Origin of the sequence: Cohnella sp. LGH (assembly GCF_017671885.1) — a bacterium.
GTDB lineage: Bacteria > Bacillota > Bacilli > Paenibacillales > Paenibacillaceae > Cohnella > Cohnella phaseoli.
In genome coordinates this window covers 4,467,742-4,494,041 of sequence record NZ_CP072117.1, presented here as the reverse complement: position 1 = coordinate 4,494,041, position 26,300 = coordinate 4,467,742, and the positions used below count along the sequence as shown (strand labels likewise).

Genomic DNA, 26,300 nt, shown 5'->3' with positions numbered 1-26,300 from the left:
AAGAAAAACAAACGGATCTCGTTAGCAGGGAAACGTCGTGCGGAGGTAGGACGTCATGATGAAGGAGATCGAAGGCTGGTTGGATCGCGAGATTGTCAAATACGGGCTGAGCGCTGACGGACAACCGCAGCGCTGCGGCTTGTTTGTCGTGCGGTGGGAGAGCGGAAGCGGGCTTAACGGCGACTCGCCGGCTCGCGTCGCGCGTTTGCTGCGCTTAATCGCACTGCGGCTGTCGAAGCTGTCGAGCTCGGTGAAGGGGTGGGCGCCATCCGGCGAAGGTTTGGTTCTGATCGTCGTATTCTCGCCGGAGGAGAACGACGATTGGGCGTCGGCAGATCTTTCGCCGGGCAGAATGGCGTTTCTTATCCGAGATACGGCGCAGCGAGCGCTGCTGGAGTTCGGATGCTCCGAAATGACGGCGGCGGGCGGCGGTATCCGCAGCGGATTCGGTTGGGCTGTCGGCAAGGACGGTCGGACGCTTCCGAGTACCGCCGGTCCCCGAGAATGGGAAACCGCGCTGCTCAACGCTTATGAGACGGCCTGGAAGCATATGTTTTTCTCCTCTGCGCCGCTCATCCGGTTTCCGCTGGAGGAACTGCGTGAATCCGCGGCCGATTTCGATTTTTCGGTTCGCTACTTGCCGATCGTGTCGCTGCTCGACGGTTCGTTGTACGGCTACGAAGCCGTTCCGATCGGAGGGCGCAAGGGAGAGCGGATCGACCTGCGCTCCTTCTACGCCCAAGCCGACCAATCCGGCAAGCTGTTCGAGTGGGATCGCCGTTTTCGGGAGGCGGCGATTCGGGGGCTACCGTCCCGCAACGGAGACGTGAAGCTGTTTCTCCCCGTCCCCGCCAAAATTATTTTCGACCCGAGGCTTTACCCCGGAAGCACGCTGCGGAGAATCGAAGCGGCGAATCTGCGACCGGAGCATGTCGTGCTCGTTCTGATCGACGGAGACAACGAATCGGCAGCGATGACCGGATCGGCTTTGAAGCATTATCGCAATCAAGGCTTTCGCATTTCGATATCGGGAATCCGGCCGGAGCTGGATTCGCTGCGCAAAATGATAGATCTGCATCCCGACTACGCGCGTCTGGACGTCGACTGGATTCGCGGCGAGACGCCCGACTCGGTGGAGGGGAGCTTGCTGCAAGCGTTGATCGCTCTGTCGCGCAAGGAGCAGATTGTCTTTATCGCCGGGGGACTCGATCGGGAGGCTCTGTTGCCGGGCCTTGTCGCCAGCGGAATGCACTACGCCCAAGCGGAGCAGTCTGCTGAATCGGGAACGGAGAGCGTGCAGGCCCAGAAGGAGCGGATTGCCAAGCTGCAAGCCCTCATTCGGGCGGAGGTCGGCAAGAGGTTTACGGGAGCGGCCGGTACGATGGCCGCCTTGATTAATCCGGTAAAGCAGTTTAGCCGGGATACGCCGGTGTCGGAGGTGTCGCGCCATTTCGAGCAGCACCGCGAAGCCCAAGGCGTCGTGATCTCGGAGGCGGGCAGGCCGATCGGTTTATTAATGAAGGAAAAGCTGCTGCAGCTGCTGTCCGGCCAATTCGGACTTCCGCTTTACTGGAATAGGCCCGTCGGTAAAATTATGGATACTCATCCGGCCATCGTCGAAGAGTCGGTTACGGTGGATCAGGCGTCACAGATGGCGATGGCGCGCGAGCCGGACAAGCTGTACGACGAGGTCATTATAACCAGAGACGGCCAGGTGGCGGGAATCGCTTCGATCCGTTCCATGCTGGAATGGGTATCGCAGGCCCGCGTGAAGGCCGCGCAATGGGCGAATCCGCTGTCCGGGCTTCCCGGCAACGAGCCGATCCGCAGAGAAGTGGATCGCAGGCTCGCCGAGGGTCGGCCGTTCGCAGTACTGTATGCGGATTTGGATCATTTCAAATGGTATAACGACCAGTTCGGATTTCAGCGGGGAGACGACGTTATCCGCTATACGGCGGAGACGCTTGTTCAGGTGTCGAGGGAGCGCCCAAACGGCGATTGCTTCGTCGGTCACATCGGTGGCGACGACTTTATCGTGCTTTCTTCCGAAATCGATGCGCTTGAATCGGCGCACGAGACGATCGCCAAGTTCGAGCAAGGAATCGGCGCTTACGCTCCGACTCACTCGGAGCCGGCGTTCGACCGCTCGGGACAGCTGCTGGAGGAGCCGGCCTTGTCCCTGTCGCTCTCTCTGATCCTATGTCGATCAACGGCAGGCTGGACGGCGGAGGCGCTCTCGAAGAGGGCGGCGCTGCTGAAGAAACAGGCCAAGCGCCAGCGCGGCAATTCGATCGCATGGGAGGAACTCGCGGATCGCGAGTCGACAGATATGCGAGAGGAGATGGAATTAACGGGGCGTTAACATAAACTCCGAATTTCGTTAACAAAAGCTTGCTACATTTATATTCGCGAATATTTTTACGGGGAAGCTGGTGTTCAATCGAATGGCAACGTCCTGGTTCGGCATAGAGCAACTCATCGATCGAATCGAACATCATCCTTCTATCGGCCTTATCGGCATCGATCTGTCTGAATGGAGCGGCGGCCTGGCGACCAAGTTCAGGGAAGAGGGCTTCGAATGGGAAAATTGGCTCTCCAGATCGATGAACCGGAACGATTTGTGGTTTGGCGACGAAGTGTCGGGACATCTGTGGCTGTACGCAGGTTTGCCTAATTCGTTGCAGGCGGACGAGGGAGACCGATATTTGCGGGCGATGGCCAAGCGGGTCAAGGAAGCGATCGCCGCGGAATCGGTAGGCAAGGTTCGGCATACGCGGCCGACCTCGGGCCAGAAGGAGCGGGGAATCGGCTACGCCAGCTTGCAGGGGCTTGAGAGGGCTAGCGTCAAGGACGTCGTCTACGACGGCGTCGTGAAGGCGACGGAACGAATCCGGGAATCGCTAAGCGGGCATCGCGATTGGGAGCTTCGCTGCGAGCTGGAACGCCTGCTGGCGGAAAGCAGCATCAAGAGCGTCTACCAGCCGATCGTAAGGCTCGGCGACGGAAAGATTTTCGGCTACGAGGCGCTGACGAGATGTCCGGAAGGGAGCATGTTCGACGGTCCGCTCACTCTGTTCAGATTCGCCGAAAAAAACCAGATGGCCCTCGCCCTTGATCGTCTGGCCAGGGAAACGGCAATTCGGCATTCTCCGGCACTCGGAGCTATGCAGAAAATTTTTATCAACGTCACGATGAGCATTATTAACGATCCGCATTTTGTATCCGGCCAGACGGTGCGTTGGCTGAACGAGAAAGGGATACATCCGGGACAGGTCGTGTTCGAGCTGACGGAGAGAAGCTCGGTCGACGATTTCGAGGCGGCGGAAAAAATATTGGCGCATTACCGCACGCAAGGCTACGAAATTGCCATCGACGACGCGGGAGCCGGGTATTCTTCCTTGCAATCGATCGTCGAGCTGCGTCCCGATTACATTAAAGTAGACCGTTCGCTCGTCCGTCAGGCCGACAATGACGAGATGAAAAAGCACATGCTGCGCACGTTCGTCCGTTTCGCGAAGAAGATGAATATCCGCACGGTCGCGGAAGGCATCGAACGTCCGGAAGAGCTGAGGCTGCTTCGTGCGATGGGATTCGATTACGCGCAAGGATATTTGATCGGTAGGCCGAGCGAGCAGCCCGCAGCTGCGAATCCGGGAGCCATCCCCAAAGTCTGAGGACTGGGGATAGGCTCCCTTTTGCGTCGCAGGTCCGGGGTGCGGCCCGTTCCGCACTTATGGTATGATTAATCTGTATAGGTCCGATTTTTTTGAACTAGCAATTAACCCAATGTCGGCGAGGTGGACGAACGGCCATGGCTAATGTAAAGGACAAGCTGGTTCTGATCGATGGAAACAGCATTATCAATCGAGCTTTTTATGCGCTGCCTCCGCTTACGAGCAGCAACGGGCTGCATACGAACGCCGTGCTCGGTTTTACGACGATGCTTCTGAAGGTGCTGGAGGAGGAGAAGCCGAGCCATGTGCTCGTTGCCTTCGATGCCGGTAAAGTGACTTTCCGTCACGAAGGTTATTCGGAATATAAAGGCGGCAGACAGAAGACGCCTCCGGAGCTGTCGGAGCAATTTCCGCTGCTGAAGGACCTGCTGCAGGCGTTCTCCATCTCCCAGTTTGAACTGGGCGGGTATGAGGCGGACGATATTATCGGGACGATGGCGAAGCAGGCGGAGGAGCAGGGCAAATCCGCGATCATCGTATCCGGGGATAAGGACATGCTGCAGCTTACCACCGAACAGGTCAGCGTCTGGATTACGCGCAAGGGCGTCAGCGAGGTCGAAAGGTTTACGCCGGAAGGGATCCGGGAGAAGTACGGGCTGACGCCCGATCAGATCATCGACCTGAAAGGGTTGATGGGCGACGCCAGCGACAACATTCCGGGTGTTCCCGGAGTCGGCGAGAAGACGGCGCTGAAGCTGCTGCATGAATTCGGCACGGTCGAAGGCGTGTTGGAGCACGTTGAGGAAATCAAAGGCAAACTCCGCGAAAATATCGAAGCCAATAAGGAAAGCGCCAAAATGAGCAAAGAGCTGGCGACGATCTATCGCGAGGTTCCGCTCGACTATACGGTCGAGGACGTCTCGTGGAAGGGCTATGATCCGGCGGTTTTGGCGGGGGCGTTCCGCAAGCTGGAATTTAAGGCGCTAAGCGAACGACTGAATCTGGGAACGGCGGACGAGGCGTTGGAGCAGCAGACGGCGGAGACGGCATCTCGCTACGAAGTCGTCCAGGTCGACAAGGAAGGCTGGGACGGGCTTTACGGCGCTTTGGACGGCGCGGAAGCCTTGCTGGTGGACGCGGCGGGAGACAATCCGCATCAGAGCGAAGGCTTCGGAGTGGCGATTGCGGCCGGATCGACTTGTTATGTCGTTTCGTATGCTTCGTTGCTCGGCCCAGAGGCGACCCAGCTAAGAGACTGGATGGAGAGCGGCGATGCTCCGAAGATCAGCTACGATCTGCATCGCGTCGATCTCGTGCTGGCTCGCTCCGGCATCCAGCTGCGGGGGCATTCTTTCGACGTGCAGTTGGCCGGATATTTGCTCGATCCGACGGAACCCGATCCGTCGCTGCACGGTCTGCTGCAGCGGTATAAGCTGGATCCGATTCCATCCGACGAAGCGGCGTACGGCAAGGGTGCCAAGTTCCGCGTTCCGGCGGCGGACGAGTTGGCCAAGCATTTGGCGGCTAAAGCCGACGCGGTGCGCCGTCTGCGCGAGCCGCTTGCGGAGCAGCTTGAGAAGCTCGGCATGCACAAGCTTTATTACGAGCTGGAGCAGCCTTTGTCCGTCGTGCTGGCAGGCATGGAGAAGCAGGGCATTGAAGTGCGGCCGGAGACGCTGCAGGACCTGGGCGCGGAGTTTCAGCGCCGGCTCGAGGAGACGACCGATGCGATCTATGCGCTGGCGGGCTTCGAGTTCAATATCGGTTCGACCCGTCAGCTTGGCGAGGTGTTGTTCGAGCGGCTTCGCTTGCCGGTCGTAAAGAAGACGAAGACGGGTTATTCGACCGATGCGGAAGTGTTGGAGAAGCTGGAATCCCATCACGATATCGTTAAGCTGATCCTCCATTATCGTCAGCTGTCCAAGCTCCAATCGACCTATATCGAAGGTTTGCTGAAGGAAATACGGCCGGAGACGGGCAAAATCCATACGTTTTATCGGCAAACGATCGCAGCGACCGGAAGGCTGTCGAGCCAATACCCGAACCTGCAAAATATTCCGATTCGTCTGGAGGAAGGCCGGCAAATCCGCAAAGCGTTCGTGCCGTCGGAGCCGGGATGGACGATTGTCGCTGCCGACTACTCGCAGATCGAACTGCGGGTGCTGGCGCATATTTCCGGGGACGACGGATTAAAAGAAGCGTTTCTTAAGGAAATGGACATCCATACGAAGACGGCGATGGACGTGTTCGGAGTTTCGGCGGATCGGGTGGACGCCAACATGAGGCGCCAGGCCAAGGCCGTCAATTTCGGCATCGTATACGGCATCAGCGATTGGGGTCTATCGCAAAACTTGAACATCACGCGGGGCGAGGCTGCGGATTTCATTGAGCAGTATTTCGTGGCGTTCCCCGGAGTGCGCCGTTATATGACCGACATTGTAGAGCAGGCAAGGAAGGACGGCTATGTTACGACGCTGCTTGAGCGCCGCCGCTACTTGCCGGAGATTCGCCATTCGAACTTCAATCTGCGTTCATTCGCGGAGCGCACGGCGATGAACACGCCAATCCAAGGAACCGCAGCGGACATCATCAAGCTGGCGATGATGCGGATGAGCGAAGAGCTGTCCTCTCGCTGTCTGCGCAGCCGGATGCTGCTGCAGGTTCATGACGAATTGGTGTTCGAGGTTCCGGAGGACGAATTGGAGACGATGAAAGCCCTTGTGCCGGAAACGATGAAAAACGCGCTGAAGCTCGACGTGCCGCTGCTGGCGGAAGTCAGCGTAGGCTCGAACTGGTACGAAGCGAAGTAAAAGGAAGTGAAGAGAATGCCCGAATTGCCAGAAGTAGAAACGGTGCGTCGCACCTTGAATCAATTAATCGCCGGCAAAACGATCGAATGCGTGACAGTGACCCTCCCGCGCATTCTTCAGAAGCCGGACGATCCGCAGGCGTTCGCCGCCATGCTGGAGGGAAGAACGTTCCAGTCGGTGGAACGCCGGGGGAAATTTCTCCGGCTCGTTCTGGACGGAGTGGTGCTGATTTCCCATCTAAGGATGGAAGGCCGCTACGGCTTGTACGGCAAAGACGAACCTGTCGAGCTCCACACTCACGTTAGATTTTCTTTTACGGATGGTACGGAGCTGCGTTATAAGGACGTACGCCAATTCGGCACGATGCATCTGTTCGCGCCGGGAGACGAATGGATTGCCGCTCCTCTGAATAAACTGGGATTGGAGCCGCTTGACGAGAGCTTCACGTTGGACGAATTCACGCGCGTGCTGGCTAGAAGGACGACGAAGATCAAGCCGCTGCTGCTCAACCAGGAGGTTGTCGTCGGTCTAGGCAACATTTATGTGGATGAAGCGCTGCATGCGGCAGGCATCCATCCCGAGACGCCCGCCAGCGAGCTGAAGCGGAAGGAGCACCAGAAGCTTCATGACGCGATTGTCGCTACGTTGGCGGCCGCGGTGGAAGCGGGAGGCTCTTCGATTAAGTCGTATGTGAACGGCCAAGGCGAGATGGGGCTGTTCCAGCATAGTTTGAGGGCTTACGGCAGAACGGGCGAGCCTTGCTCCGAATGCGGCACGCCAATTGAGAAATCGGTCGTTGGCGGTCGAGGGACGCACGTATGTCCGAGCTGCCAGAAGCCTCCGCGCGGCGGGGCCTTAACCGCAGTGTCGGTCGGCGCTGCGAAGAAGCGTCGGTCCAACGCCGTGAAGCGGCGTTTGGACGGAGTGGAGCAATAGAAGCGCATTAAGCGGGGCATTGTCGGCGCCGCCTGCATAGGATGGAAAGTACCCGGCTTCCGAAATAGGAAGCGAGGGATCGCATCCATGCAGGGGGATATGCATTATGACGGCATCTGTCGCATCGCTTCTGTTATTATCATTTGCGGTAAGTCTGGACGGCTTCGGCGTTGGAATGACTTACGGCGTCAGGAAAATCAAAATTCCCGTATCTTCCGTCGCAATTATTTCGGCTTGTTCCGGTTTGATCATTTTGCTCTCGATGATGGTCGGTGTCGCGATGACGCGTTGGATACCGCCCCAGGGAGCTTCGGCTGTGGGAGCGGTCATCCTGATCGGCATCGGCATGTGGGCTCTGCTGCAGTTTATTCGCAGCGGAGAACGCGACGAGCGAGACCGGGGCAAACACGGCAGCGCGGGAACGGGGTCGGCGGATACGATCGGCAATGCTCCTGTGCTTAAGATGGAGCTTAAAATATTCGGATTCATTATTCAAATTCTGCGTACGCCTTCGGCGGCCGATATGGACCGATCAGGCACGATTAGCGCAGGCGAAGCTTTTCTGCTCGGAACAGCGTTGTCTCTAGACGCTTTCGGAGCCGGCATCGGCGCGGCTCTGGTCGGCTTTCCGCCACTGCTTACGGCGGTGGTGATCGCCGCATCGAGCGGATTGTTTCTCTGGTCCGGCACGAAGTTCGGTATGTGGGCTTCTCGCTGGCGCTGGGTAAAGCAGCTATCCATGCTGCCCGGCATCATTTTGATCTTGATGGGTGTTTTCAAACTGTTTGTCTAGTCGACGTTTTCATGAAATCGGAAGTAAGGAAGAGATCGTATGAACATAGGTTTAACGGGAGGCATCGCCACCGGTAAAAGCACGGTCGCCAAGCTGCTCACGGAGCGCGGGGCGAAGCTGATCGATCTGGATAAAATCGCCCGGGAGGTCGTTGAGCCCGGGCAACCGGCTTTGCATGCGATCGCCGAACGATTCGGACAAGCTGTGCTGCAGCCGGACGGTTCATTGGACCGCAAGAAGCTTGGCGCAGTCGTTTTCTCCGATCTGGAGGAGCGCAAAGCGCTTGAAGCGATTACGCATCCGGCCATTCGAGCCGTCATGAAGGAACGAATGACGCGCTACGAAGCGGAGGAACCGGACCGACTGGTTGTCGTCGACGTTCCGCTGCTGTTCGAGTCGAAGCTGGAAAGTCACTTTGAGCAGGTGATGGTCGTCTACGTTCCACGGGAGACCCAGCTGCGGCGATTGATCGTGCGCGACGCTCTGACGCCGGAGGAGGCCGAGAAGAGGCTTGCGGCCCAGATGGATATCGAGGAGAAAAAAAGGCGAGCGGACATACTCATTCACAATACAGGAACGCCGGAGGATACGGATCGGCAGATTGATCGCTTCTGGCGGGAAAAGGGGCTAGGATGAAGAAGAGAGTTAGACGCAAGCGCTTCATCCTTCTGTTAGTCCTGATTCTGCTCGGCGTTTTGTTCATCCGGTCGGATTGGCTAGGGAAAAGAATTTATCCGATTTCATTTCAGGATGAGATTAAGCGGAACGCCCAGCAGTACGAGCTCGATCCGCTTCTGATCGCAGCGATTATCCGCGTCGAATCGAACTATAAGCTAACAGCCGTTTCCCGAAAGGGAGCGGTCGGAATTATGCAAATTATGCCGGATACGGCCGCGTGGATTTTAAAGAAAGGCGATTTCGGAGAAATTACGGTAGAGGATGTCGGAAGTCAGGCGCATGCGGGAATTTCACTCGGTTCTTGGTACGTGAAGGAGCTGCATCGACAGTTCGACGGCGATCTGGTCAAGTCGCTGGCCGCCTATAACGCCGGTCCCGGGAAGGTCAAATCGTGGCTGGAAAACAGAGTGTGGGATGGAAAAGAGCAGACAATCAGCGACATTCCGTACGGGGAGACTAGACATTACGTGCAACGTGTGTTGTATTATTATAAGAAGTATCAGGATATTTACGTAACGTTATAATTTTTTTTCCAAATAGGTAAGAGGAAGCCTCGAAGCGTTTGCTTCGAAGCTTCCCGGTATTAAGTGCTTCGGCTGTCGATGATCGTTAGCATTAACGACCTGCCAGCTGTTGCTCAGCGATTTGTACCAAACGGCGGGTAATGTGACCCCCGATGGAACCGTTGTCCTTCGTAGTCATGTTCCCTTGGTAACCGTCTTGCGGGATAGCGATGCCCAGCTCTTGAGCCGCTTCGTATTTCAGTTGGTTCAGGCCTGCAGTCGCTTGTGGAACAACCAATTGGTTGCTGTTGTTGTTTTGTCCGGCCATGTGTGTTCACCTCCTTGCGGTTGGTAACTGTATTATGTGCTTTATTCTGATGTTCATGTAAGGGAAGCCTTGGAAAATCATTCAAAATCGAAGGAGATGAGTCGACGACATGAAATGCCCTTATTGCGATTACAACGGAACGAAGGTGCTGGACTCCCGTCCGGCCAACGACAACAAGTCGATTCGCCGCCGTAGGGAGTGCGAAAAGTGCGGCCGTCGGTTCACGACTTTCGAGACGGTTGAGGAAACGCCGCTGATGGTCATCAAGAAGGACGGCAGCCGCGAGGAGTTCAGCCGGGACAAAGTGCTCAGGGGCTTGTTGCGCGCTTGCGAGAAGCGTCCGGTATCCGTTGGCCAGCTTGAAGTCATCGTCTCCGAGGTAGAGCGGGAAATCCGCAATACGGCCTCGGCCGAGGTCGAGAGCCGGATTATCGGCGAGCTGCTGATGGAGCATATTTATCCCGTCGATGAAGTCGCCTACGTGCGTTTCGCGTCGGTGTATCGCCAGTTCAAGGACATCAATATGTTCCTTAAAGAGCTGAACACGCTGATGAACAAACACGGTATATAAGAAGCCAACGAGATCTCAGGCCCGCGTTCCATGCAGGAACCGGGCTCTTTATTTTTTTATGCGATAAAAGCGTTGACAAGCCTGCTGGCTCTGTGATAAACTCATTTTTGTCGCCAATGAAATACCATCGCGCGACCGACGATATCAAGTATTTATCCCGGGCCTTTAGCTCAGCTGGGAGAGCGCTTCGCTGGCAGCGAAGAGGTCAGCGGTTCGATCCCGCTAAGGTCCACCAAAAATGTAAATTCACGCAACCTGCGAAGGTTGCGTTTTTATTTTGGCTGGACGTAACAAGCTTAGCGTGGAGCCCGTGGCGGAGACAGCTTGGTGATTGTCCATTGACATTTATCCAAACGAATCATTGCGTTTTTTTCATTGTTTCCCCTTTTTGTACAAGCTACAATAAACTATGGTAATGATAATCATTTTCAATTAATAGAAAGAAGGAAAGGGGCACTAAAATATGAAGAGGCAACATGGAAAGCGAAATATACTTTGGGGAGGGAGTTTCCTCCTGTTATTGTTGATATTATCGGCCTGCAATAATTCTAATGACACCGTATCCGAGTCGCAGGCAGAGGAAAGCGGCGGGAAAACAGTTCAATATACAACGATTACGGGCGAACAGGTAGAAATACCTTCGGATCCAAAAAGAGTTGTCTATATTGGTCAGACGATCGGCGATTTCTTGGCAATGAACCTGTCAGTTGTTGGCAATAACCTTACTCAGGATGTTCCTAGTTACTATGAGGGGAAATTAGATGGAATCGTTAATGTTGGAAATCCCGGTGACTTAGAGGTGATTCTGACTTTGAAGCCCGATCTGATTATTAATGGTTATTATAAGGCAGAAGCAGACCATCATGTGGCATTATCAAAAATTGCTACGACTATTCCCTTCAACCCAGCTCTTCCTTATACAGAACGCGTAAAGGAGATAGGAAGGATCTTTGGCAAACAGGAGGAGGCGGCTCAATTGATTACTAAGTTTGAGACGCAGTCGAAAGAGATGTTCGATAAGTTTCAATTAGCTGAAGGGGAGACGGCAACAGTTTTCTATCAGCTAGGTAAATCCCTTTATGCAATGGGCGATCGCAACTTTGGCGCCATTATTTATGGAGGGAATGGCTATGCCGTGCCACCGGCTATACAGAAGAATATTCTTGATCAACAAGGGATATCTTTCCTTGATATATCAGAAGAGCTAATCCCGGAGTATGCTAGTGAAAATATATTTGTACTTGTACAAGATAATGATGAAAGTAGAACGGAAGCTGACCGACTGCTGCAAAGCCCGTTATGGGGAACATTGCCTGCGGTCCAAAAGGGGAAAGTTTACGTTGTTTCTAATGAGTGGAATACGGATAATTTGTTAGCTTTGGAGCAGTTGTATAAAAAGCTGCCGGAATGGATGCACAAACAGTAAAACTGTATCTGTCCATTCCATTCTTTAAACCGAAATCAACTGTGGAAGGTTGCTTATGAATCTAGCATCCCTGTATTTTAGACTACTAAACTATGATAGGCTTCAAGTTGACCGGACGATCCCAGCGAGTAGTAGCCATAATGAAGAGATATCTTACAATGAACCGAATTTATGCACATTATGGATAGCGTTTAGTCATGATATAAGGATGTACGTAGATAAAATTGCAATCGATCTGCGACAAGGGAGCAGCATTCTGGTTTTACCCTCACAAAGCTGCGCGGTTGAATCAAGTAATGAAGAGGCACACCTTGCGCGTTTTACCTTTGCAACCTTTGAAGTAAAAGGAATGATGTTGAATCCAATTGCTCAGCCCCCTTTACTTTGCAGTTATCCCTATCATCTGTTATTTTCTCAAGTCAAGCGAGTATTAGGGAATGAAGCATCGATGAGGAATCGATTTTGCTCGTCTCCAACCCCGGCGGAAATAGTGATGATGCAAGGTAGACTTCAGCTTATTCTAGGGTTGATGGCCGAGTCGGATCAGCAAGTTGCCCAGTTGCAGAACGAAGAAAAGACAAAATTGGTTCAACATACTCTACAGTATATGGAACAGCATTATGATGAGGATTTGACAGTGGAACAACTAGCCAACATGGCCGGAATGGTCAGATGGCAATATAGTCAACAGTTTAAAACATTGACCGGCCAAAAGCCGACTGATTACTTAGCCCATATACGAATAAACGAGGCAAAAGAGCTTCTCCGTAATTCTACCGAGCCATTGAGCAAAATAGCTCGACAAGTCGGGTTTAAGGATGAATATTATTTCAGCCGGTGCTTTCATAAATTAACCGGAAACACTCCGCGTGAATATACGAATCTCCATCTTCACAAGCTGCAAAAAACAGTTATCGATTCGCTTGGCAGAAAAGTTCATGTTCCTAAAGATGCCACACGTATTGTGACCGATGGTAAATTCACGCTTGGAGAATTACTCGTTTTAGGCATATCTCCTATAGGTGCAGCCATCTCTATCATGAAAGATAACGTGATTTATCACAATAAGCTGAGAAATATTCATAGTATCGGGTATTGGGCAGATCCGGATAAAATCGCGCAGCTGCAGCCAGAATTCATATTGCTTAGCTATTACCCGCAGGCTTTGAAGGAACTAGATGCGCTTGCTCCAACTGTTGTACTGGACAAGAAATTGAGCCTGTTTGAGAGATTAAGGTATATCGCTAAACTATTTGAACGCAGTAAAGCGGCGGAGAGGTGGATTACTGCATACGAGGGCAAGGTAAGACTGGTACGCAGGCAATTAGCCGATGCTTATGCTGCCGGAGAGACAGCTACTGTTTATCTCAAGCAAGGCGCAAAATTTTATGTTATGGGCCAGAACGGATTGGCTGCAAGCTTGTATGAATCGCTTGGCTTTCGTTCCTCTGCCGAAGTGATGCATCTAATCGAGAAGGGGCAAGCATGGATAGAAATTCAGCCGGACCAAATAAATCACTATGCTGGAGAGCGTAATTTTATCGTGGCTTCCTCCCAAGAACTGCAAACTGTTGCTCACTGTCCGCAGATCTCCGTTTTAGCCGCGCTGGCTCCCGGTAAGACTCATTATGTAGATTCTACATGGAATCATAGCGATCCGATCACGCGTGAACGGTTGTTGGGAGTATTGCCCTCTATTTTTAAGAAGCAAACGATGTAATAGTATGATCGGAAATTAAGGGATTTTGGAAGGATGAAAGATCCTTATCAGGAGGCAGCGGCATGACACAAGCGTTGGAGCTGTATGATATTACGATTATTGGAGGAGGACCAGCAGGGCTGTACGCGGCTTTTTACAGCGGCATGCGCGATATGAAAACCAAGCTGATCGAAGCAAAGGAAGAACTGGGTGGGCGGCTGCTGATTTATCCGGAGAAAATGATCTGGGATGTCGGCGGGATTACGCCAATCCGTTGCGAGCAGCTCATCAAGCAACTGATTCAGCAGGCTCATACGTTTGATCCGACTATCGTATTGGGGCAGCAGATTAGCGGACTGGAGCGACTCCAGGATGGGGCAATGCTTCTAACTGCCGTTACGGGGGAGCAGCACCATACACGTTCGCTTGTTTTGGCACTGGGATACGGTGTTATGAAGATGGCGAAGCTAGACATCGAAGGGGCGGAACGTTATGAATTAACGAATTTGCACTATACCGTACAACAACTAGAAAGCTTCCGAAACAAGCGGGTGCTTATCTCCGGCGGCGGCGATTCCGCTGTCGACTGGGCCAACGAATTGGAGCCGATTGCCGAAAGTATCACTGTCGTACACCGCCGTGAACACTTTGGCGGACATGAGAAGAATGTGAAGCGGATGAAGGAATCATCCGTTGATGTTCGTACGCCGTATGCGGTGGCCCGGCTTCATGGCAATGTTAGCGGCGACGCCATTGAGTCGGTATCGATTGCTCAGATAAATGCAGATGGCGCTCTAATGGAAGAAACGGAACGACTTGGGATAGATGACGTGATCGTCAATCATGGACTGCGCGGGGACTTCGGTTCGATAGTCGATTGGGGCATGGATATGGGGCAATGGAATATTAATGTGAACGAGAAACTCGCAACCAATTTGCCCGGTATTTTTGCAGCCGGAGATACGGCGAACTATTTATCTAAAGTAAAGCTGATTGCCGGAGCATTTACGGATGCAGTGTTGGCCGTCAATAGCGCCAAGCTCCACATCGAACCAGCCGCAGCGAAAATGGCCTATGTTTCTTCGCATAATACCAAGTTCAAGGAAAGGAATAAAGCGCTTGGTGTAGCGGAGGAGGATGCGTAGAATAATCCTGATCTTCCAGCCGAACCAAATCCCCGACACGCCGATGAGGCGTGTTTTTGGTATGGCGGACTAAGCTTGAGCGGGTTGTTTTTTGGGCAAAAAACAAATAGAATGATGAACAAATGCTTAGGGCGTGTCTGAAAACCCGCTCAGGGACACCTTTCACCTCCCCTGCTGCGTCACTTTTGCTTGACGTACCTCCGGTACGCCTTCACAAAAGTTCCTTGCATGGAACGAAAATTCGGCAAAATTTGCTGCCCTCGGGGTATTCAGACACGCCCTAGTAAAATTCTTACAAGATTACTTTCATTGAAAATGTTCATCCGACAGGAGGGGTTATTTTATGGAACTAAGACGGATAACGGATCGCGTTTTTTATACGATGTTCAGCAAAGAGTCCGATCGGCCGACCCTTGGATATATTAATGGGGAAAAGCGTTCTTTAATGGTTGACGCAGGCAATTCCAAAAACCATCTTGAATCGTTTAACGATGCTGTAAATAACGAAGGTTTCCGAAAACCGGGAATTATTGCGATTACGCATTGGCACTGGGATCATACTTTTGGAATGCATGCAGCGGACGGGGTTACCATCGCCCATCAAAAAACGAACGCTAAATTAGCGGAGATGGCGATGTGGGAATGGACGGATTCCGAAATGAAGGAGAGATTGGCGGAAAAGGTTGAGATTGAATTTGCGGATACTTGTATTCGTAATGAGTATCCATTGCTATCGGAAATCCGGGTTGTGACTTCCGATCTCTCCTTCAGCGGATTTATGGAAATCGATTTAGGAGGCATTACTGCGCAATTGCATCATGTCGCCTCTCCGCACAGCGAAGATTCCGTTTGTGTACTCGTACCTCAAGAGAGAGTATTATTTATTGGCGATGCTGTCGGTTTGGACTATTATAATAATTGCTACTTGGATAAAGACAAGTTGCGTTCTTTACTTACAGCGATTGAAGGATTCGATTTCGATACTTGCGTAGTCGGGCATGCCGAACCGGTAAGTAAACAAAAAATCGTTGAGGTTATGCATTCTCTTCTGGAACGCTGACCCGGCTTAAACGAAGTTGAGGCGTGTGGAGTGCTAGCAGACTTGAGGGCTTGTGGGATTGACGGATAAAGTAACGGAAGCGGGTAACTCCCGCTTCTTTTTTTGTATTTTATATTGTTATAAGTGTATAATATATTATACGAGAGGAGTGGGGGAGATTGGATGCCATTCATATTCGAATAGGACAGAACCTACAGCGTCTGAGAAAGCAAAGGCAGCTCAGCTTAGATAAATTGGCCGATCTAACCGGGGTTAGCAAGGGAATGCTGCATCAAATTGAGCGAGGGGACACCCAGCCGACAGTCACTACCGTGTGGAAAATTGCTACGGGACTTCAAGTCTCTTTCTCATCGTTAATTAAAGACGACGAGCCTACAATAGCTATTGTTAATCGAAAGACAGAACCGGATCTAACGGAGGATAATGGCAATTGTCTCGTTTACGTAATGTTTCCGTTTAATCCGCAAACGCAAATTGAAATGTTCACGCTTGTATTAAAGCCTAAAGCAAGCTATGTTTCGACTCCGCACAACGAGGGGGTTGTAGAGTACATTACCGTTGTTTCCGGGAAGTTTACGATCAGGGTTAAGGATGAGGTCCATACTTTATTTGCAGGAGACGCGATACGGTTCTCAGGAAATGTTATCCATCAGTATAGGAATAATGCGAATGAGGATGCGGTCATCCAAGTCGTCATGCATTATTCAGCATCGTAAAATCGAAATATTGGAGGTAAAGATCGATGAGTCAGCTTAAAGAGAGCGCACAGCAGGTTCAAAACAAGCTAATAGAATTGGGTTATCCCAATAAAGTAATTGAATTGCCGGATAGCACAAGAACCGCTCAGGAAGCCGCCGACGCCATAGGCTGCGAGGTTGCGCATATTGCGAAGTCCATTATTTTTCGTCTTCAACATTCCGATAAACCGCTATTGGTTGTAGCGAGCGGAGTAAATCGAATTCATGAGAAACGGATCGGCCATCTGATTGGCGAGAAATTAGGTAAAGCCGACGCCGATTATGTCCGTGAACAAACGGGATTTGTGATTGGCGGGGTACCGCCGCTGGGGCATGTAAAATCGCTCCTCACACTGATTGACGAAGATTTGCTTCAGTATGACGAGATATGGGCTGCGGCCGGACATCCAAGAGCAGTGTTTCAATTAACGCCCGAGCAATTGATCAATATGACGAATGGCAAAGTCATTTGTGTAAAATAGGCTCCCTCCAGCAACCTTTTCATAAATATTTCTCTATCATTTTGTTTAAATAATTTCGAAAGTCATCGACATAGCTTTTCGGTTCAACGACTTCTAGATTAGTGCCGAAACTTGCTAAAAACTGAAAACCCGTACTGTTATGAGGGATATCGATGGTTGCCAATAAATATTCGGAATTATAATTTTCAATACTCTTCCGACCGTACCGCTCAATGAATTGATCTTTGACGGCTGGCGAAATCAAGGCTTTAATCGCGACAAGTTGCGGTTGATAAGCGGTATCGAGTTCTTGTTCTAATAAGTATTCTCGGGGCTTAAACGTTGTCTCATCCCTATTAAGGCGATCGATCCGAGACAATTTAAACGTTCGATATCCCATACGCTGTAAACAGAAGCCTTTCAAATACCAACTCGTTTCGCTAAAATGAAGCTGATACGGCTCGACCGTTCTATTCGTTGTGGCGCCATTTTTATCGATATAATCAAATGAAACCAGCCTTCTCATTAAGATGGCTTGTTGACAGAGTTTCAAGGTTTGAAGGATCTCGGAACGTCCCTCCCAATCATAGAAGGACAACTGTATTGAATTTTTCAGAGACAATGGGCTAACCATCGCCTCTATTTTTTTTATCGTCGTTTCAACTTCTTCGCTAATTAGAATCTTTTCAAAACCGCTTAATGCAGTCAATATATTCTCAAGGTCGGAGCTGCTTAAAAGACGTTTATCCACCTTGTATTCCTCCAAAATCCCGTAGCCGCCATGAACTCCGTTGATCGAATAAATCGGGATGTTGGCTAAACTCAGCGTTTCCATATCGCGAAGAATCGTTCTTTTGGACACTTGAAATAATTGCGCGAATTGTGTCGCAGAGACGATCTCCTTTTTCAGCAATATCATGATGATTGAAATGAGTCTCTCGACCTTGTCCATATTTTCCCCCTCGTTTCCCCTATCTCATCTTGAATGGCGACATACAGCTGTCACCTTTGATCTATTATACTACAGGTATCACAAGAGGAGGTTTTGTTTATGTCGGCTATTGCTTACTTAAATCTAGATGGAGTTGCGGAACAAGCGATTGAATTTTATGCGGAGGCTTTAATCGCGAATGAAGTGAAGAAAGTGAAGTTTAAGGATTTTCCTCAAGATCCGAACTATCCCTTGCCGGAAGATGAGTTAAATATGATCATGGAGTCTTCAATCGAATTCGCAGGCGGGAAAATCATGCTGTCGGATATTCTGCCTTCGATGAAGAGGGTAACAGGCGAAGTGGTGAAAGGAAATAACGTACTGATAAGTCTAGTCATAGAGGATAAACAAAAGCTGGAGGAATACTTTAATAATTTGTCCGTTGGCGGATATGTTACGATGCCTTTATCCAGTATGCCTTGGTCGTCGTGTTTTGGAATGCTGGTTGATAAATTCGGGATCGTTTGGAAATTCAATAGCGACGCAGATCTATTTCTCGACAAAATAATTGCCGATAAAATGAAATCCGACTATGGAGATTGAAAATCTGGTCCCGGCAACATCGAGGGAGGAGTTAAGGGATTGGCTGCTGAACAACGGTAAGGCGGAAAAGTGCTGCTGGATATTGGTCAGTATGACGCCTAAGAGCAAAGGCTCAAAGAGGATAAGCAAGTATACGATAATTTCGTGGCTTTCCCCGATCTTTATAAAAGAATAAGAATCGATACGATACAAAGCGTTAAGAGCCAGCCGGAATTGTTTCGAAGCCGTTTAGACAAATTCATTGCCAATACCAGAGAAAACAAAATGTACGGTCAATGGCACGATAATGGACGTTTATTGGATGATTAAGAGCCGGTACACAAGAAGATCCCCAGCGGGCCGACAAAGGCCCCGGGGATCTTCTTCTCGATCAGCGGCAAAAATTCTCGACAATTATCGACGTATCTCCTATGATAAAGGAAAATATGCAGCTTGAATGGAGACGGATGCGGTCGTGATTCCCCCCTATGAGGAGTTCGCAAGCGAGATTGCCGGCGAAATATCAAGTTTTTCTACTAATCCCGAGTATGAGCGGATGAGAAATCGGCATTTGAGAAAATACGTAATCTATGCCGGTTGTTTGTTGGCGACTGTAGCTTTCCTGCTGTACATTGTAGATTTTGCAGTAGACGAAGAATCTTTTTTTGAAGTGATGTTGTTTGGCTTGACCGCCTCCATCGCTGCGGGTTATGTCTTTTATCGTGCCAAGAAAAACCTGTGGAAAGATTACAGCGCGGAATATAAGCAAAGAATTATCCCGATTTTGCTGGACAAGTTGAAGCAAGGAATGAATGATGCAATCGATCGCGGAGAAGATTACCAGTGCGACTACGCAATGGAGAAATACGTCGGTCACAGGCTGCTGAAGCGGACGAAGCTATTCGATCATCTGAAGATCAATGGCCTTGAGGGGGAGGACCATATCTCCGGGAGACTAGGGGAGATCAGGTTTCATTATTCGGAAATTTCCTCCTATGAGGAGTACACGTCCAATGACGAATACGCGAATAAGCGCTCGATGCTTAACTTTCAAGGCTTCGTATTCATTGCCGATTTCCCTAAGTCGTTCGAAGGCACGACGATCATCGAATCCCGCGGAAGAACCGCCCGCAATTATAAGTTGAAATTGCGCAAATTGCCTGGTTTGGAGATGATGCGTACCGACGACATCGCATTTAACCGTTTTTATAGAGTCCGCACGAACGATGAAACGCTGGCTCGGTACTTGCTGCCTGCGAATATGCTGGAGAAGCTTCTTCTGTTAAAAAAGATATTTCCGAGGAAGAAAATTGCAATCAGTCTGCATGACGGTCTGTTCGCTCTCGCGATTCACAGGATGGATCTGTTCGAAATTCAAGGATTTCGTCCCATATCGGAGAAAGCCGTTCGACGCACGTATGAAGAACTGAAGACGATTATGGAGCTATTGTTCACGCTTGGATTGAATAGACAGATTTCGGGACAGGTCGGCCAGAGTAAAATATCGCGCAACCGTTAACGCGCTGCGACGATGATAAGTCGTGAAAGGATACCACACAAGGGGGAATGAGGATGACAGGTTTGGTCATTACTCGCGGCAATCCAGCGGTTGCTCACTGTGCATTTACGTTCGATGACGGTCCTATGCGGATTTCGATTGACGCATGGTTGGAGGCTTTGGAGCAGGGCGGCGCGCGCGGGACGTTTTTTTTAACGGGTGAATGGTTTGATCGATGCCCAGGGAAAGCAAGAGAGATTCTAGCCAGAGGCCACGAGCTTGCAATGCATACGTACCATCACCGCAGAATGGCAGATGTGACCCGAGCCGTATTTTTCGAAGAGTTGAAGCTGGCTGAACTCGCTTATCAAGAAGCGACGGGACGGCCGGTTCCGACGTTCATGCGTTTTCCGTATGCCTCTTACCGGGAGGAAAATTTGGAATGGCTTCGGGAGTGGAACTATCTGGACATCGAAGGGGAGGATACGGTCGACTGGTCGGGGCCGCCGAGCGCACAGCTTGTGGAGCGGGTAATTCCCAAGCTGGACAACGGGGCGATTTTGGTGTTCCATGCCAATGAAATTGCCAAGGAGACGCCGCAGGCCGTTAAACGGCTTGTGCGCCATGTTCACGACAAAGGTCTTACCCCCGTTACCGTGTCCGAGCTGCTTCATGCGAACGGCATCGCCACAGGCGAACGTAGCTGGCAAGTCCGCTTCAAATCGTCTTTCCAGCATTCCGTTCATCATGCGGAGTGGAAACGCGTAACTGAGGAAGAGGAATTGCGGAAGCTGGCCGCCGATTCATTGGAATGGGGGAACCTGAAAACCCCAACAGGCGCCGGAGCCTATGGCAAATGGCTAGAAGCGCTCTCCAAGCAAGCCCAGTCGGATGGCGGGACGTACTTGGTCGCTCGCAGCTTTGCCGGCCAGCACTGGGCTTACGTATGCGCTTCGGTCCGCGGCGACACGCTGGTGCTGGAGGACTTCGCTACGAAGGAACCCCATGCGGATGCTATGGTATATATGCTGCAATGGGCGGCCAACGAGGCTGCGACCTTGGGTTGCGAGTGGATTACCGGTACACAGGACATGCGCCGTATTCACAAGCTGTGCGAACAGTTGGGCTTCCAGGCGGAGATTGTTGCCGGGGAGGCAAGATGATAAACGGAAAATACGGAGGCGACAGAGAGCGTTTTTTACAAGAGTTAATGAGTTTGATGGTGCCGATAGAAGGAGGGACCGTTGCATTACGCGATTATATCAATGATGCTAAATGGATTAGCTCGGATTACACGTTGTCAGACCCTGGAAGGGGAAGCGATAGAAAGCGGATTACCTGGACGGAAACGATCGAGCCTTTCTACGTAATGAAGTATCCGGTAACAGAGCATTTGTACCATTTTGTCATGCAGAAAGAAGAAGTAGAGTCGAGCGTGCGCGACCTGTTGCCCATTACGGAAGTTTCGTGGCTAGATTCGCTGACCTTCTGTAATGCCTTGTCCAGAATGCTGGGCAGAACGGAATGCTACATCATCACCAATGAAAGTGAGAACACGATCTATAACAAAGAAGCGAACGGTTTTCGATTACTGTCAGATGCTGAGTGGCAGTATACGTGCAAAGCGGGAACGAAGGGGTATCGCTATGAAACAATAGATAAGATTGCATGGTATCAAGAAAACGCCAATGGCTCAGCGCAACCCGTCGGACAACTGCTTCCCAATCCATGGGGACTTTACGATATGATCGGCAATGTGTGGGAATGGTGCTGGGACTTGTATGATACTGAACGATATGGAGACTATAGAGTTTTTCGGGGAGGCAGTTGGGCTGAGGTTGAAAATAATTGTGGCTCTACGGTGCGAAGGAAAAGTATGCCTAATTTTAAGATAGACGATCTCGGGTTCAGAATAGCACTTTCACAACGATGAGATCAGCCTTCGCGCGCATACCGGCGGCTGCCCAACTGCGCGACGTATGCTTGAGCCGGAAGCGGGCGACTTGAGGGAATCGCCTCAAGCCGTCCAAACTAGATTTCCCTAATCAACTTCTCGATGTTGTAATTGCCCAGATCCTCCGATTTGATTCGGGCAAACTGCTTAAACGCGTCTTCGAAGTCCCCGAATTTTTCGACCCACAAGCTGGCGGAGTGTATGCGCCGGTGACAGCCGGAACGCGCCCACTGCTTCCAGGCGTCGCGGAACAATCCCTCCTTGGCGTAGGCTTTGTTCGTATCGTAGATTGCCCGGTACACGGCAGCGAAGGTGCGATCCGCAGCGGCCGGATACGGGGAGGCGTTTGTCGCATAAGGGAGACTCGTCAGTAGGCTGGCTGCATCTCCAGCTGTCTCTCCCGACTGCAGCAGCACGATCAGCGCCAAACGCTCCTTGAGCTGCAACAGCTCCGCTTCGTCTTCGGGATCAACCGCTTGCGTCGGGTCGATCGTCGAATGGCCGAAGTAGGAGACGGCTTCGCGGAGCTTGTCCTTCACATAAGCCTTCAAGGCGACTTCAATAGTAAAGATAAGCGACAAGTACAGAGAGGCGCGTCCCTCTCTGAGTTCATAGAGATCGTCCATTTCGGTTTCCATATCCGGGTAGGCGATATCGGGAATCATATTTTCTATGTCAAAATTAAAGGGCAGCGTATCGGGACCCGGCACCAGATTGTCGAACAGAATAAGCCGGATTTGCGGACTTTTCACCAACGTCATCAGCGCAGTCAGCTTAACGATCGCTTCGCCTTTGCGCTTTGTTTCGGGGTCGTTGAGCAGACCGCAGGCGTCGATTTTGGCACTCGTGTAGTGTACATAGGCAATATGAAGCTCGCTTTCGTAACGGCGCAGGTCTTCGGTTATACTCTGCCGAGCGGCGCTGTCTTTGGCGATCGTGCGGAAGTCGTCGTATTGTTCCAGCATTCTGGCTCTGCGATTGCCGGACAGCACGTCGTTCGGATGCGGGCGAAGAAACTGATCGTGCTTCAGAAAGCGGCTGAAAAAACGAAAGACCGCCGCCGACTTGCTTCCTTGCGCGCACCATTCTTGATCGGCCCGCTCGTCCTGGTCAAAGCTCAGCGGAATTTGGCCAAACAAGCGCTCTACGACTTGTTCCTGCTGGTCTTGCGATAGAGAAGACGAGGAGCCGTCCGTCTTATTTCCCAACCCTCTGTCCTGCAAATAGAGGATGGAGTTCTCGAACGCTTGCACCCAGGCTTGCGGGTCCAAATACATCGTTTGTTCCAGCAGTTCCCCAAGCGTATGTCCGCACACCGTATGATCGTAATACTGGTTCATCAACTCCACTTGCTTAACCGTAAGCTGCCGCAGTTGTTCGCCCAACGCCTGCAGCGCATAATGTTTGGCCAATCTGGCCAGTTCCTTGCTATCGAGCAGCAAGTACCGGCATATTTCGTCAAAGGGCCGTCCCAGATCGATGGCCTCGACCACACGGTTAATCGTCCATTCCCGCTTGATTCCGGCAAAATCAAAGCTGAAGTCGCATTCACGGAAAATATGCCGTCTCAGCGTTTTGCTTCTGGACATGACAAGCGCCTCCCCTTTCAGAAATACACTCCTTATTTTTAGCGAAAATGTGACATTTACGACTGAGCGTATGAACCTCTCACGGCTAAAGTTTGTCCAAATTGTGAACGCGGCGGTTGGTTCGGGAGTCAGATTACGCATAAACAGGCCCAATTCCGAAAAAAAGGTCGCTTGTAAAAGTCGGCACATCGCCACAAGATTTCGTTGAGCTCAATGATACACTACTTTCTGGAAACCGAGTAGTGACATTAGTGACTAAAATCCTCCAGAAACAGGGTTATCATCTGTGGGGGAAAGTCGAAACGTGCTCTATGATGGAGAAAGAAAAGGAAAATATAGGCGGTGAGGAGGACTTGAACGAGCGAGAAGCGCATATCGGCGACAAAATCCGCAGGCTACGCAAACAGCGCGGATGGACGCAGGAAGAGTTGGCGCACAGGGCGGACATCGACGCTTCCTATCTCGGGCAGATCGAGCGCGGTAAGACTCGGTCGCCGACGATCCGCATCATTGGAAAAATTGCCGATGCGCTCTCAGTAGATAGCTGCTTGTTGCTGGAAGAAGAGGAAGACCGATTGCTCAAGGATGAGAGAAAAGCGGCGGATTCCAACATTCTGGAGCTGATTACGCTCGAATTAAGCGGACGCAGCCGCAGAGAGCTCATGGTCTATTACAAGATTGTCAAGCTGCTGCGCGAATTGACCAGATAGACAGACGGGCGAGGAAGCGAACGCAGCTGCGGCTGGGACACGATATCTAAAACGGAGGTACGACATGACTGAAACAACGAACGATTACCCGCAATTTCGCAACGATTTTCTCGCAGCTTTGGCGGAGAGGCTTGCCGACGAGCACGATTTAAGCGCCTTTGCCGACAATCTGGTCGCAGCTTACGTTAAACCGCCGTCGGAAAGATACGACGATGATTTTTTCTTCGATATTATCAAACCTGCCGTCATCTCGCTGATTCGCTTCAAAGACGATACGGCCAAGGAATTGCGCTACTTGCAAGCTTTTGTCGCTGAGAAAAATTGCTCCAGCGAAGGAACCGCCTATGCCGAGGAAATACTCGAAGGCGTGCTGCAAAGTATGGATGATATTTTGGCGAGCTATGACGTTCAGCCGTATCGCTGTGAAAATAATAGATTCGATGCGCGCAGGCAGCACGTGGTCAAGAAGCTGGTAACGGATAACCCCGAGCAAGTGAAGACGGTAGCCGAGAGCCTGAGCGACGGATATGAGCGGCGCGGAATGGTTGTCAGCAAAGAACGAGTGGTCGCTTACTCGGCGATCAGCCCAATGAAGGAGGAAGCTTAAATGTACGCTTACGGAATTGACCTCGGTACTACATACTCGTGTATGGCCAGAGCCGATCAAGACGGAAACATCGAAATTATTAAAAATATCGAAGGTAAAAACATCACCCCTTCCGTTGTCGAGTTTATTAGCCCCACGGAAATTGTAGTCGGAGAAACGGCCAAAGGCGACGCGATCCTCGCTCCCGACAATGTCGTCCTGTACATCAAACGCTCCATGGGCAAACAGGATGAAAACCGCGAGCATCACGGCCAGACGTTTACGCCTGAACAAATATCCGCCTTTATTCTGAAAAAGCTGATTTCCGATGCGGAGCAGATGACAGGGGAGAAAGTCAGCGACGTCGTCATCACCGTTCCCGCTTATTTCGGTTTTGATGAGCGTCAAGCGACGGAGAACGCCGGTAAAATTGCCGGACTGAACGTGCTCGGCATTGTGAATGAGCCGACTGCGGCGGCGATTGCCTACGGTGCGCAGCAGAAATCGAAAGAGGACAAGGTTGTGCTTGTTTACGATTTGGGCGGCGGAACTTTTGACGTTACCGTTGCGGAAATTGTCGGGGATAAGGTGACGGTTGTATCCACCGAGGGCAATCACACGCTGGGGGGCAAAGACTGGGACGCCGAGCTGATGTCGTATTTTGTGGCGCAGTTTTGTGAGAAAACGGGTGTGACGGCAGACGAGATTTATGAGGACGGCGACGTTCTTAATGAATTGATTCTCAAAACCGAAGATGCGAAGAAAGAGTTAACGAGTAAAAACTCCTCCTCCTTTACGCTAAGCATGGGGCGCGGCAAACGGGCAAAGTTGGAGGTAACGGTCGAGAAATTCGACGAAATCACGCGTCATCATCTTATGAGCACGTTAGAGCTGACTAAAATCGCCTTAAAGCAGGCCGCGACCAAAACAAGCAGCAAAGGGAAGTCATGCGATCAGTTTGATGAAATTATTTTCGTAGGAGGCTCGACCCGGATGCGGCAAGTGAAGGAAGCGATGAAAAAGGAATTTGGCGTAGACCCGCAAGTGTTCGAGCCGGATGAAGCCGTGGCGCGCGGAGCCGCGCTGTTGGCGCATTTTCTGTCCACAGATCAGCCGCAGCAAACTACCGGATTAGGGGAAGGGCAATCTGCAGCCGACGAGCGGTTCTCCGAAGTGACCAGCAAAAGCTACGGCGTTGAAGCACAAATCGGCAACAGCATGATGCTAAGCCACGTGATTCTCAAAAATGACGCCATTCCCTGTTCCAACACGGAAACGTACGGTACGCTCGCTCACAATCAACGACGCGTCAACATTGTCGTGTACGAGAGCAACATTATGGAGGAGAACACGGAGCTGTCGTTTGGCAAGCGGATTGCGGACGGTCAGCTCGATTTGCCTGCCGGGCTGCCGGCGAGATCGCCGATCGACGTTACCTTCTCGCTCGATAGAAACGGCATGTTGAACATCACGGCCGTGGAGCGCTTTAACGGTTCCAAATGCAACATCATCGTGAAGACCGAGGGGCTGTCCGAATCGGAAGTGATGACGCTGCAAGCGCAGACCAGCGTCATTAAAGTATCCGATGGCGCATAGCGCATAGTTCGAGAGAGTCGGGAGGGAAATGGT

Annotated in this window: 24 protein-coding genes, 1 tRNA gene and 1 pseudogene; 23 read left to right on the top strand and 3 right to left on the bottom strand. The window is 51.3% G+C overall.

All coding sequences use genetic code 11. The features are described from left to right. The first annotated feature begins 55 nt into the window (after nt 1-55). The 7 genes from J4772_RS19410 to J4772_RS19380 all read left to right on the top strand — a co-directional run bounded on the left by J4772_RS19410 (nt 56) and on the right by J4772_RS19380 (nt 9,415). Nucleotides 56-2,362: an EAL domain-containing protein gene (locus J4772_RS19410; RefSeq protein WP_209070982.1), complete on the top strand. Its 2,307-nt coding sequence runs from the start codon at nt 56-58 to the stop codon at nt 2,360-2,362. 82 nt (nt 2,363-2,444) lie between these two features. Then, nucleotides 2,445-3,674 carry an EAL domain-containing protein gene (locus tag J4772_RS19405; protein WP_116060349.1) on the top strand — a complete coding sequence of 410 codons (1,230 nt, stop codon included), beginning with the start codon at nt 2,445-2,447 and terminating at the stop codon, nt 3,672-3,674. Between the two features lie 137 nt (nt 3,675-3,811). After that, nucleotides 3,812-6,484 carry a DNA polymerase I gene (polA, locus tag J4772_RS19400; RefSeq protein ID WP_209070980.1) on the top strand — a complete coding sequence of 891 codons (2,673 nt, stop codon included), beginning with the start codon at nt 3,812-3,814 and terminating at the stop codon, nt 6,482-6,484. Between the two features lie 15 nt (nt 6,485-6,499). Further along, nucleotides 6,500-7,420, top strand: a complete 921-nt coding sequence (gene mutM / locus J4772_RS19395) for a DNA-formamidopyrimidine glycosylase (RefSeq protein ID WP_209070979.1) — start codon at nt 6,500-6,502, stop codon at nt 7,418-7,420. Nucleotides 7,421-7,526: 106 nt separating this feature from the next. Beyond that, on the top strand, nt 7,527-8,213 hold the full coding sequence (gene ytaF, locus J4772_RS19390) for a sporulation membrane protein YtaF (RefSeq protein ID WP_209070977.1): 687 nt from the start codon (nt 7,527-7,529) through the stop codon (nt 8,211-8,213). A gap of 39 nt (nt 8,214-8,252) precedes the next feature. Then, nucleotides 8,253-8,849, top strand: coding sequence for a dephospho-CoA kinase (coaE, locus tag J4772_RS19385; protein ID WP_209070976.1), 597 nt, complete (start codon nt 8,253-8,255; stop codon nt 8,847-8,849). Then, nucleotides 8,846-9,415: a lytic transglycosylase domain-containing protein gene (locus tag J4772_RS19380; RefSeq protein WP_116060354.1), complete on the top strand. Its 570-nt coding sequence runs from the start codon at nt 8,846-8,848 to the stop codon at nt 9,413-9,415. Before coaE ends, J4772_RS19380 begins: the two co-directional genes overlap by 4 nt. A gap of 91 nt (nt 9,416-9,506) precedes the next feature. Here the strand turns inward: J4772_RS19380 and J4772_RS19375 are convergent, their stop codons facing one another. Next, nucleotides 9,507-9,722 (bottom strand): alpha/beta-type small acid-soluble spore protein, encoded by a 216-nt coding sequence (locus J4772_RS19375; protein WP_116060355.1) that lies wholly within the window; start codon nt 9,720-9,722, stop codon nt 9,507-9,509. A gap of 109 nt (nt 9,723-9,831) precedes the next feature. On the opposite strand from J4772_RS19375, the gene nrdR reads away from it, so the two are divergent. The 8 genes from nrdR (at nt 9,832) to J4772_RS19335 (ending at nt 16,842) form a co-directional block, all read left to right on the top strand. Continuing rightward, nucleotides 9,832-10,293, top strand: a complete 462-nt coding sequence (nrdR, locus tag J4772_RS19370) for a transcriptional regulator NrdR (protein ID WP_116060356.1) — start codon at nt 9,832-9,834, stop codon at nt 10,291-10,293. Between the two features lie 159 nt (nt 10,294-10,452). Then, nucleotides 10,453-10,528, top strand: a tRNA-Ala gene (locus J4772_RS19365). Between the two features lie 228 nt (nt 10,529-10,756). Continuing rightward, nucleotides 10,757-11,719, top strand: coding sequence for an ABC transporter substrate-binding protein (locus J4772_RS19360; RefSeq protein ID WP_209070975.1), 963 nt, complete (start codon nt 10,757-10,759; stop codon nt 11,717-11,719). 55 nt (nt 11,720-11,774) lie between these two features. Continuing rightward, entirely contained in the window at nt 11,775-13,439 is a 1,665-nt protein-coding gene (locus tag J4772_RS19355; protein WP_209070974.1) for a helix-turn-helix domain-containing protein, read from the top strand. A 62-nt stretch (nt 13,440-13,501) separates the two neighbouring features. Then, the gene (locus J4772_RS19350) at nt 13,502-14,563 is read left to right on the top strand and encodes an NAD(P)/FAD-dependent oxidoreductase (RefSeq protein ID WP_209070973.1); all 1,062 of its coding nucleotides are present in this window, start codon (nt 13,502-13,504) and stop codon (nt 14,561-14,563) included. 343 nt (nt 14,564-14,906) lie between these two features. Further along, on the top strand, nt 14,907-15,623 hold the full coding sequence (locus J4772_RS19345) for an MBL fold metallo-hydrolase (RefSeq protein WP_209070972.1): 717 nt from the start codon (nt 14,907-14,909) through the stop codon (nt 15,621-15,623). A gap of 158 nt (nt 15,624-15,781) precedes the next feature. Continuing rightward, nucleotides 15,782-16,339 (top strand): helix-turn-helix domain-containing protein, encoded by a 558-nt coding sequence (locus J4772_RS19340; RefSeq protein ID WP_209070971.1) that lies wholly within the window; start codon nt 15,782-15,784, stop codon nt 16,337-16,339. Between the two features lie 26 nt (nt 16,340-16,365). Then, on the top strand, nt 16,366-16,842 hold the full coding sequence (locus J4772_RS19335; RefSeq protein ID WP_209070970.1) for a YbaK/EbsC family protein: 477 nt from the start codon (nt 16,366-16,368) through the stop codon (nt 16,840-16,842). A gap of 19 nt (nt 16,843-16,861) precedes the next feature. On the opposite strand, the gene J4772_RS19330 is transcribed toward J4772_RS19335, so the two are convergent. Next, nucleotides 16,862-17,773 carry a helix-turn-helix transcriptional regulator gene (locus J4772_RS19330; protein WP_209070969.1) on the bottom strand — a complete coding sequence of 304 codons (912 nt, stop codon included), beginning with the start codon at nt 17,771-17,773 and terminating at the stop codon, nt 16,862-16,864. 99 nt (nt 17,774-17,872) lie between these two features. On the opposite strand from J4772_RS19330, the gene J4772_RS19325 reads away from it, so the two are divergent. The 5 genes and pseudogenes from J4772_RS19325 (at nt 17,873) to J4772_RS19305 (ending at nt 21,765) form a co-directional block, all read left to right on the top strand. Next, complete coding sequence (locus J4772_RS19325; RefSeq protein ID WP_116060364.1) at nt 17,873-18,355, top strand: VOC family protein; 483 nt, start codon at nt 17,873-17,875, stop codon at nt 18,353-18,355. Continuing rightward, nucleotides 18,345-18,664: pseudogene (locus tag J4772_RS19320) on the top strand (YdeI/OmpD-associated family protein). The gene J4772_RS19325 and the pseudogene J4772_RS19320 overlap by 11 nt, the downstream one beginning before the upstream one ends. 241 nt (nt 18,665-18,905) lie before the next feature. Further along, nucleotides 18,906-19,853, top strand: coding sequence for a DUF3137 domain-containing protein (locus J4772_RS19315; protein ID WP_209070968.1), 948 nt, complete (start codon nt 18,906-18,908; stop codon nt 19,851-19,853). Between the two features lie 53 nt (nt 19,854-19,906). Then, entirely contained in the window at nt 19,907-20,995 is a 1,089-nt protein-coding gene (locus J4772_RS19310; RefSeq protein ID WP_209070967.1) for a polysaccharide deacetylase family protein, read from the top strand. Continuing rightward, a complete protein-coding gene (locus tag J4772_RS19305) occupies nt 20,992-21,765 on the top strand; it encodes a formylglycine-generating enzyme family protein (RefSeq protein WP_209070966.1) in 774 nt (257 codons plus the stop codon). The genes J4772_RS19310 and J4772_RS19305 overlap by 4 nt, the downstream gene beginning before the upstream one ends. A gap of 98 nt (nt 21,766-21,863) precedes the next feature. Here the strand turns inward: J4772_RS19305 and J4772_RS19300 are convergent, their stop codons facing one another. Continuing rightward, on the bottom strand, nt 21,864-23,375 hold the full coding sequence (locus tag J4772_RS19300) for a hypothetical protein (RefSeq protein ID WP_209070959.1): 1,512 nt from the start codon (nt 23,373-23,375) through the stop codon (nt 21,864-21,866). A 353-nt stretch (nt 23,376-23,728) separates the two neighbouring features. Here J4772_RS19300 and J4772_RS19295 point away from each other — a divergent pair, with 353 nt between their 5' ends. The 3 genes from J4772_RS19295 (at nt 23,729) to J4772_RS19285 (ending at nt 26,267) form a co-directional block, all read left to right on the top strand. Next, nucleotides 23,729-24,085: a helix-turn-helix domain-containing protein gene (locus J4772_RS19295; RefSeq protein WP_209070957.1), complete on the top strand. Its 357-nt coding sequence runs from the start codon at nt 23,729-23,731 to the stop codon at nt 24,083-24,085. A gap of 64 nt (nt 24,086-24,149) precedes the next feature. Then, nucleotides 24,150-24,692 (top strand): nucleotide exchange factor GrpE, encoded by a 543-nt coding sequence (gene grpE / locus J4772_RS19290; RefSeq protein ID WP_209070955.1) that lies wholly within the window; start codon nt 24,150-24,152, stop codon nt 24,690-24,692. Beyond that, the gene (locus J4772_RS19285; protein ID WP_209070954.1) at nt 24,693-26,267 is read left to right on the top strand and encodes an Hsp70 family protein; all 1,575 of its coding nucleotides are present in this window, start codon (nt 24,693-24,695) and stop codon (nt 26,265-26,267) included. It abuts the gene before it with no gap. The last annotated feature ends 33 nt before the right edge of the window (nt 26,268-26,300 follow it).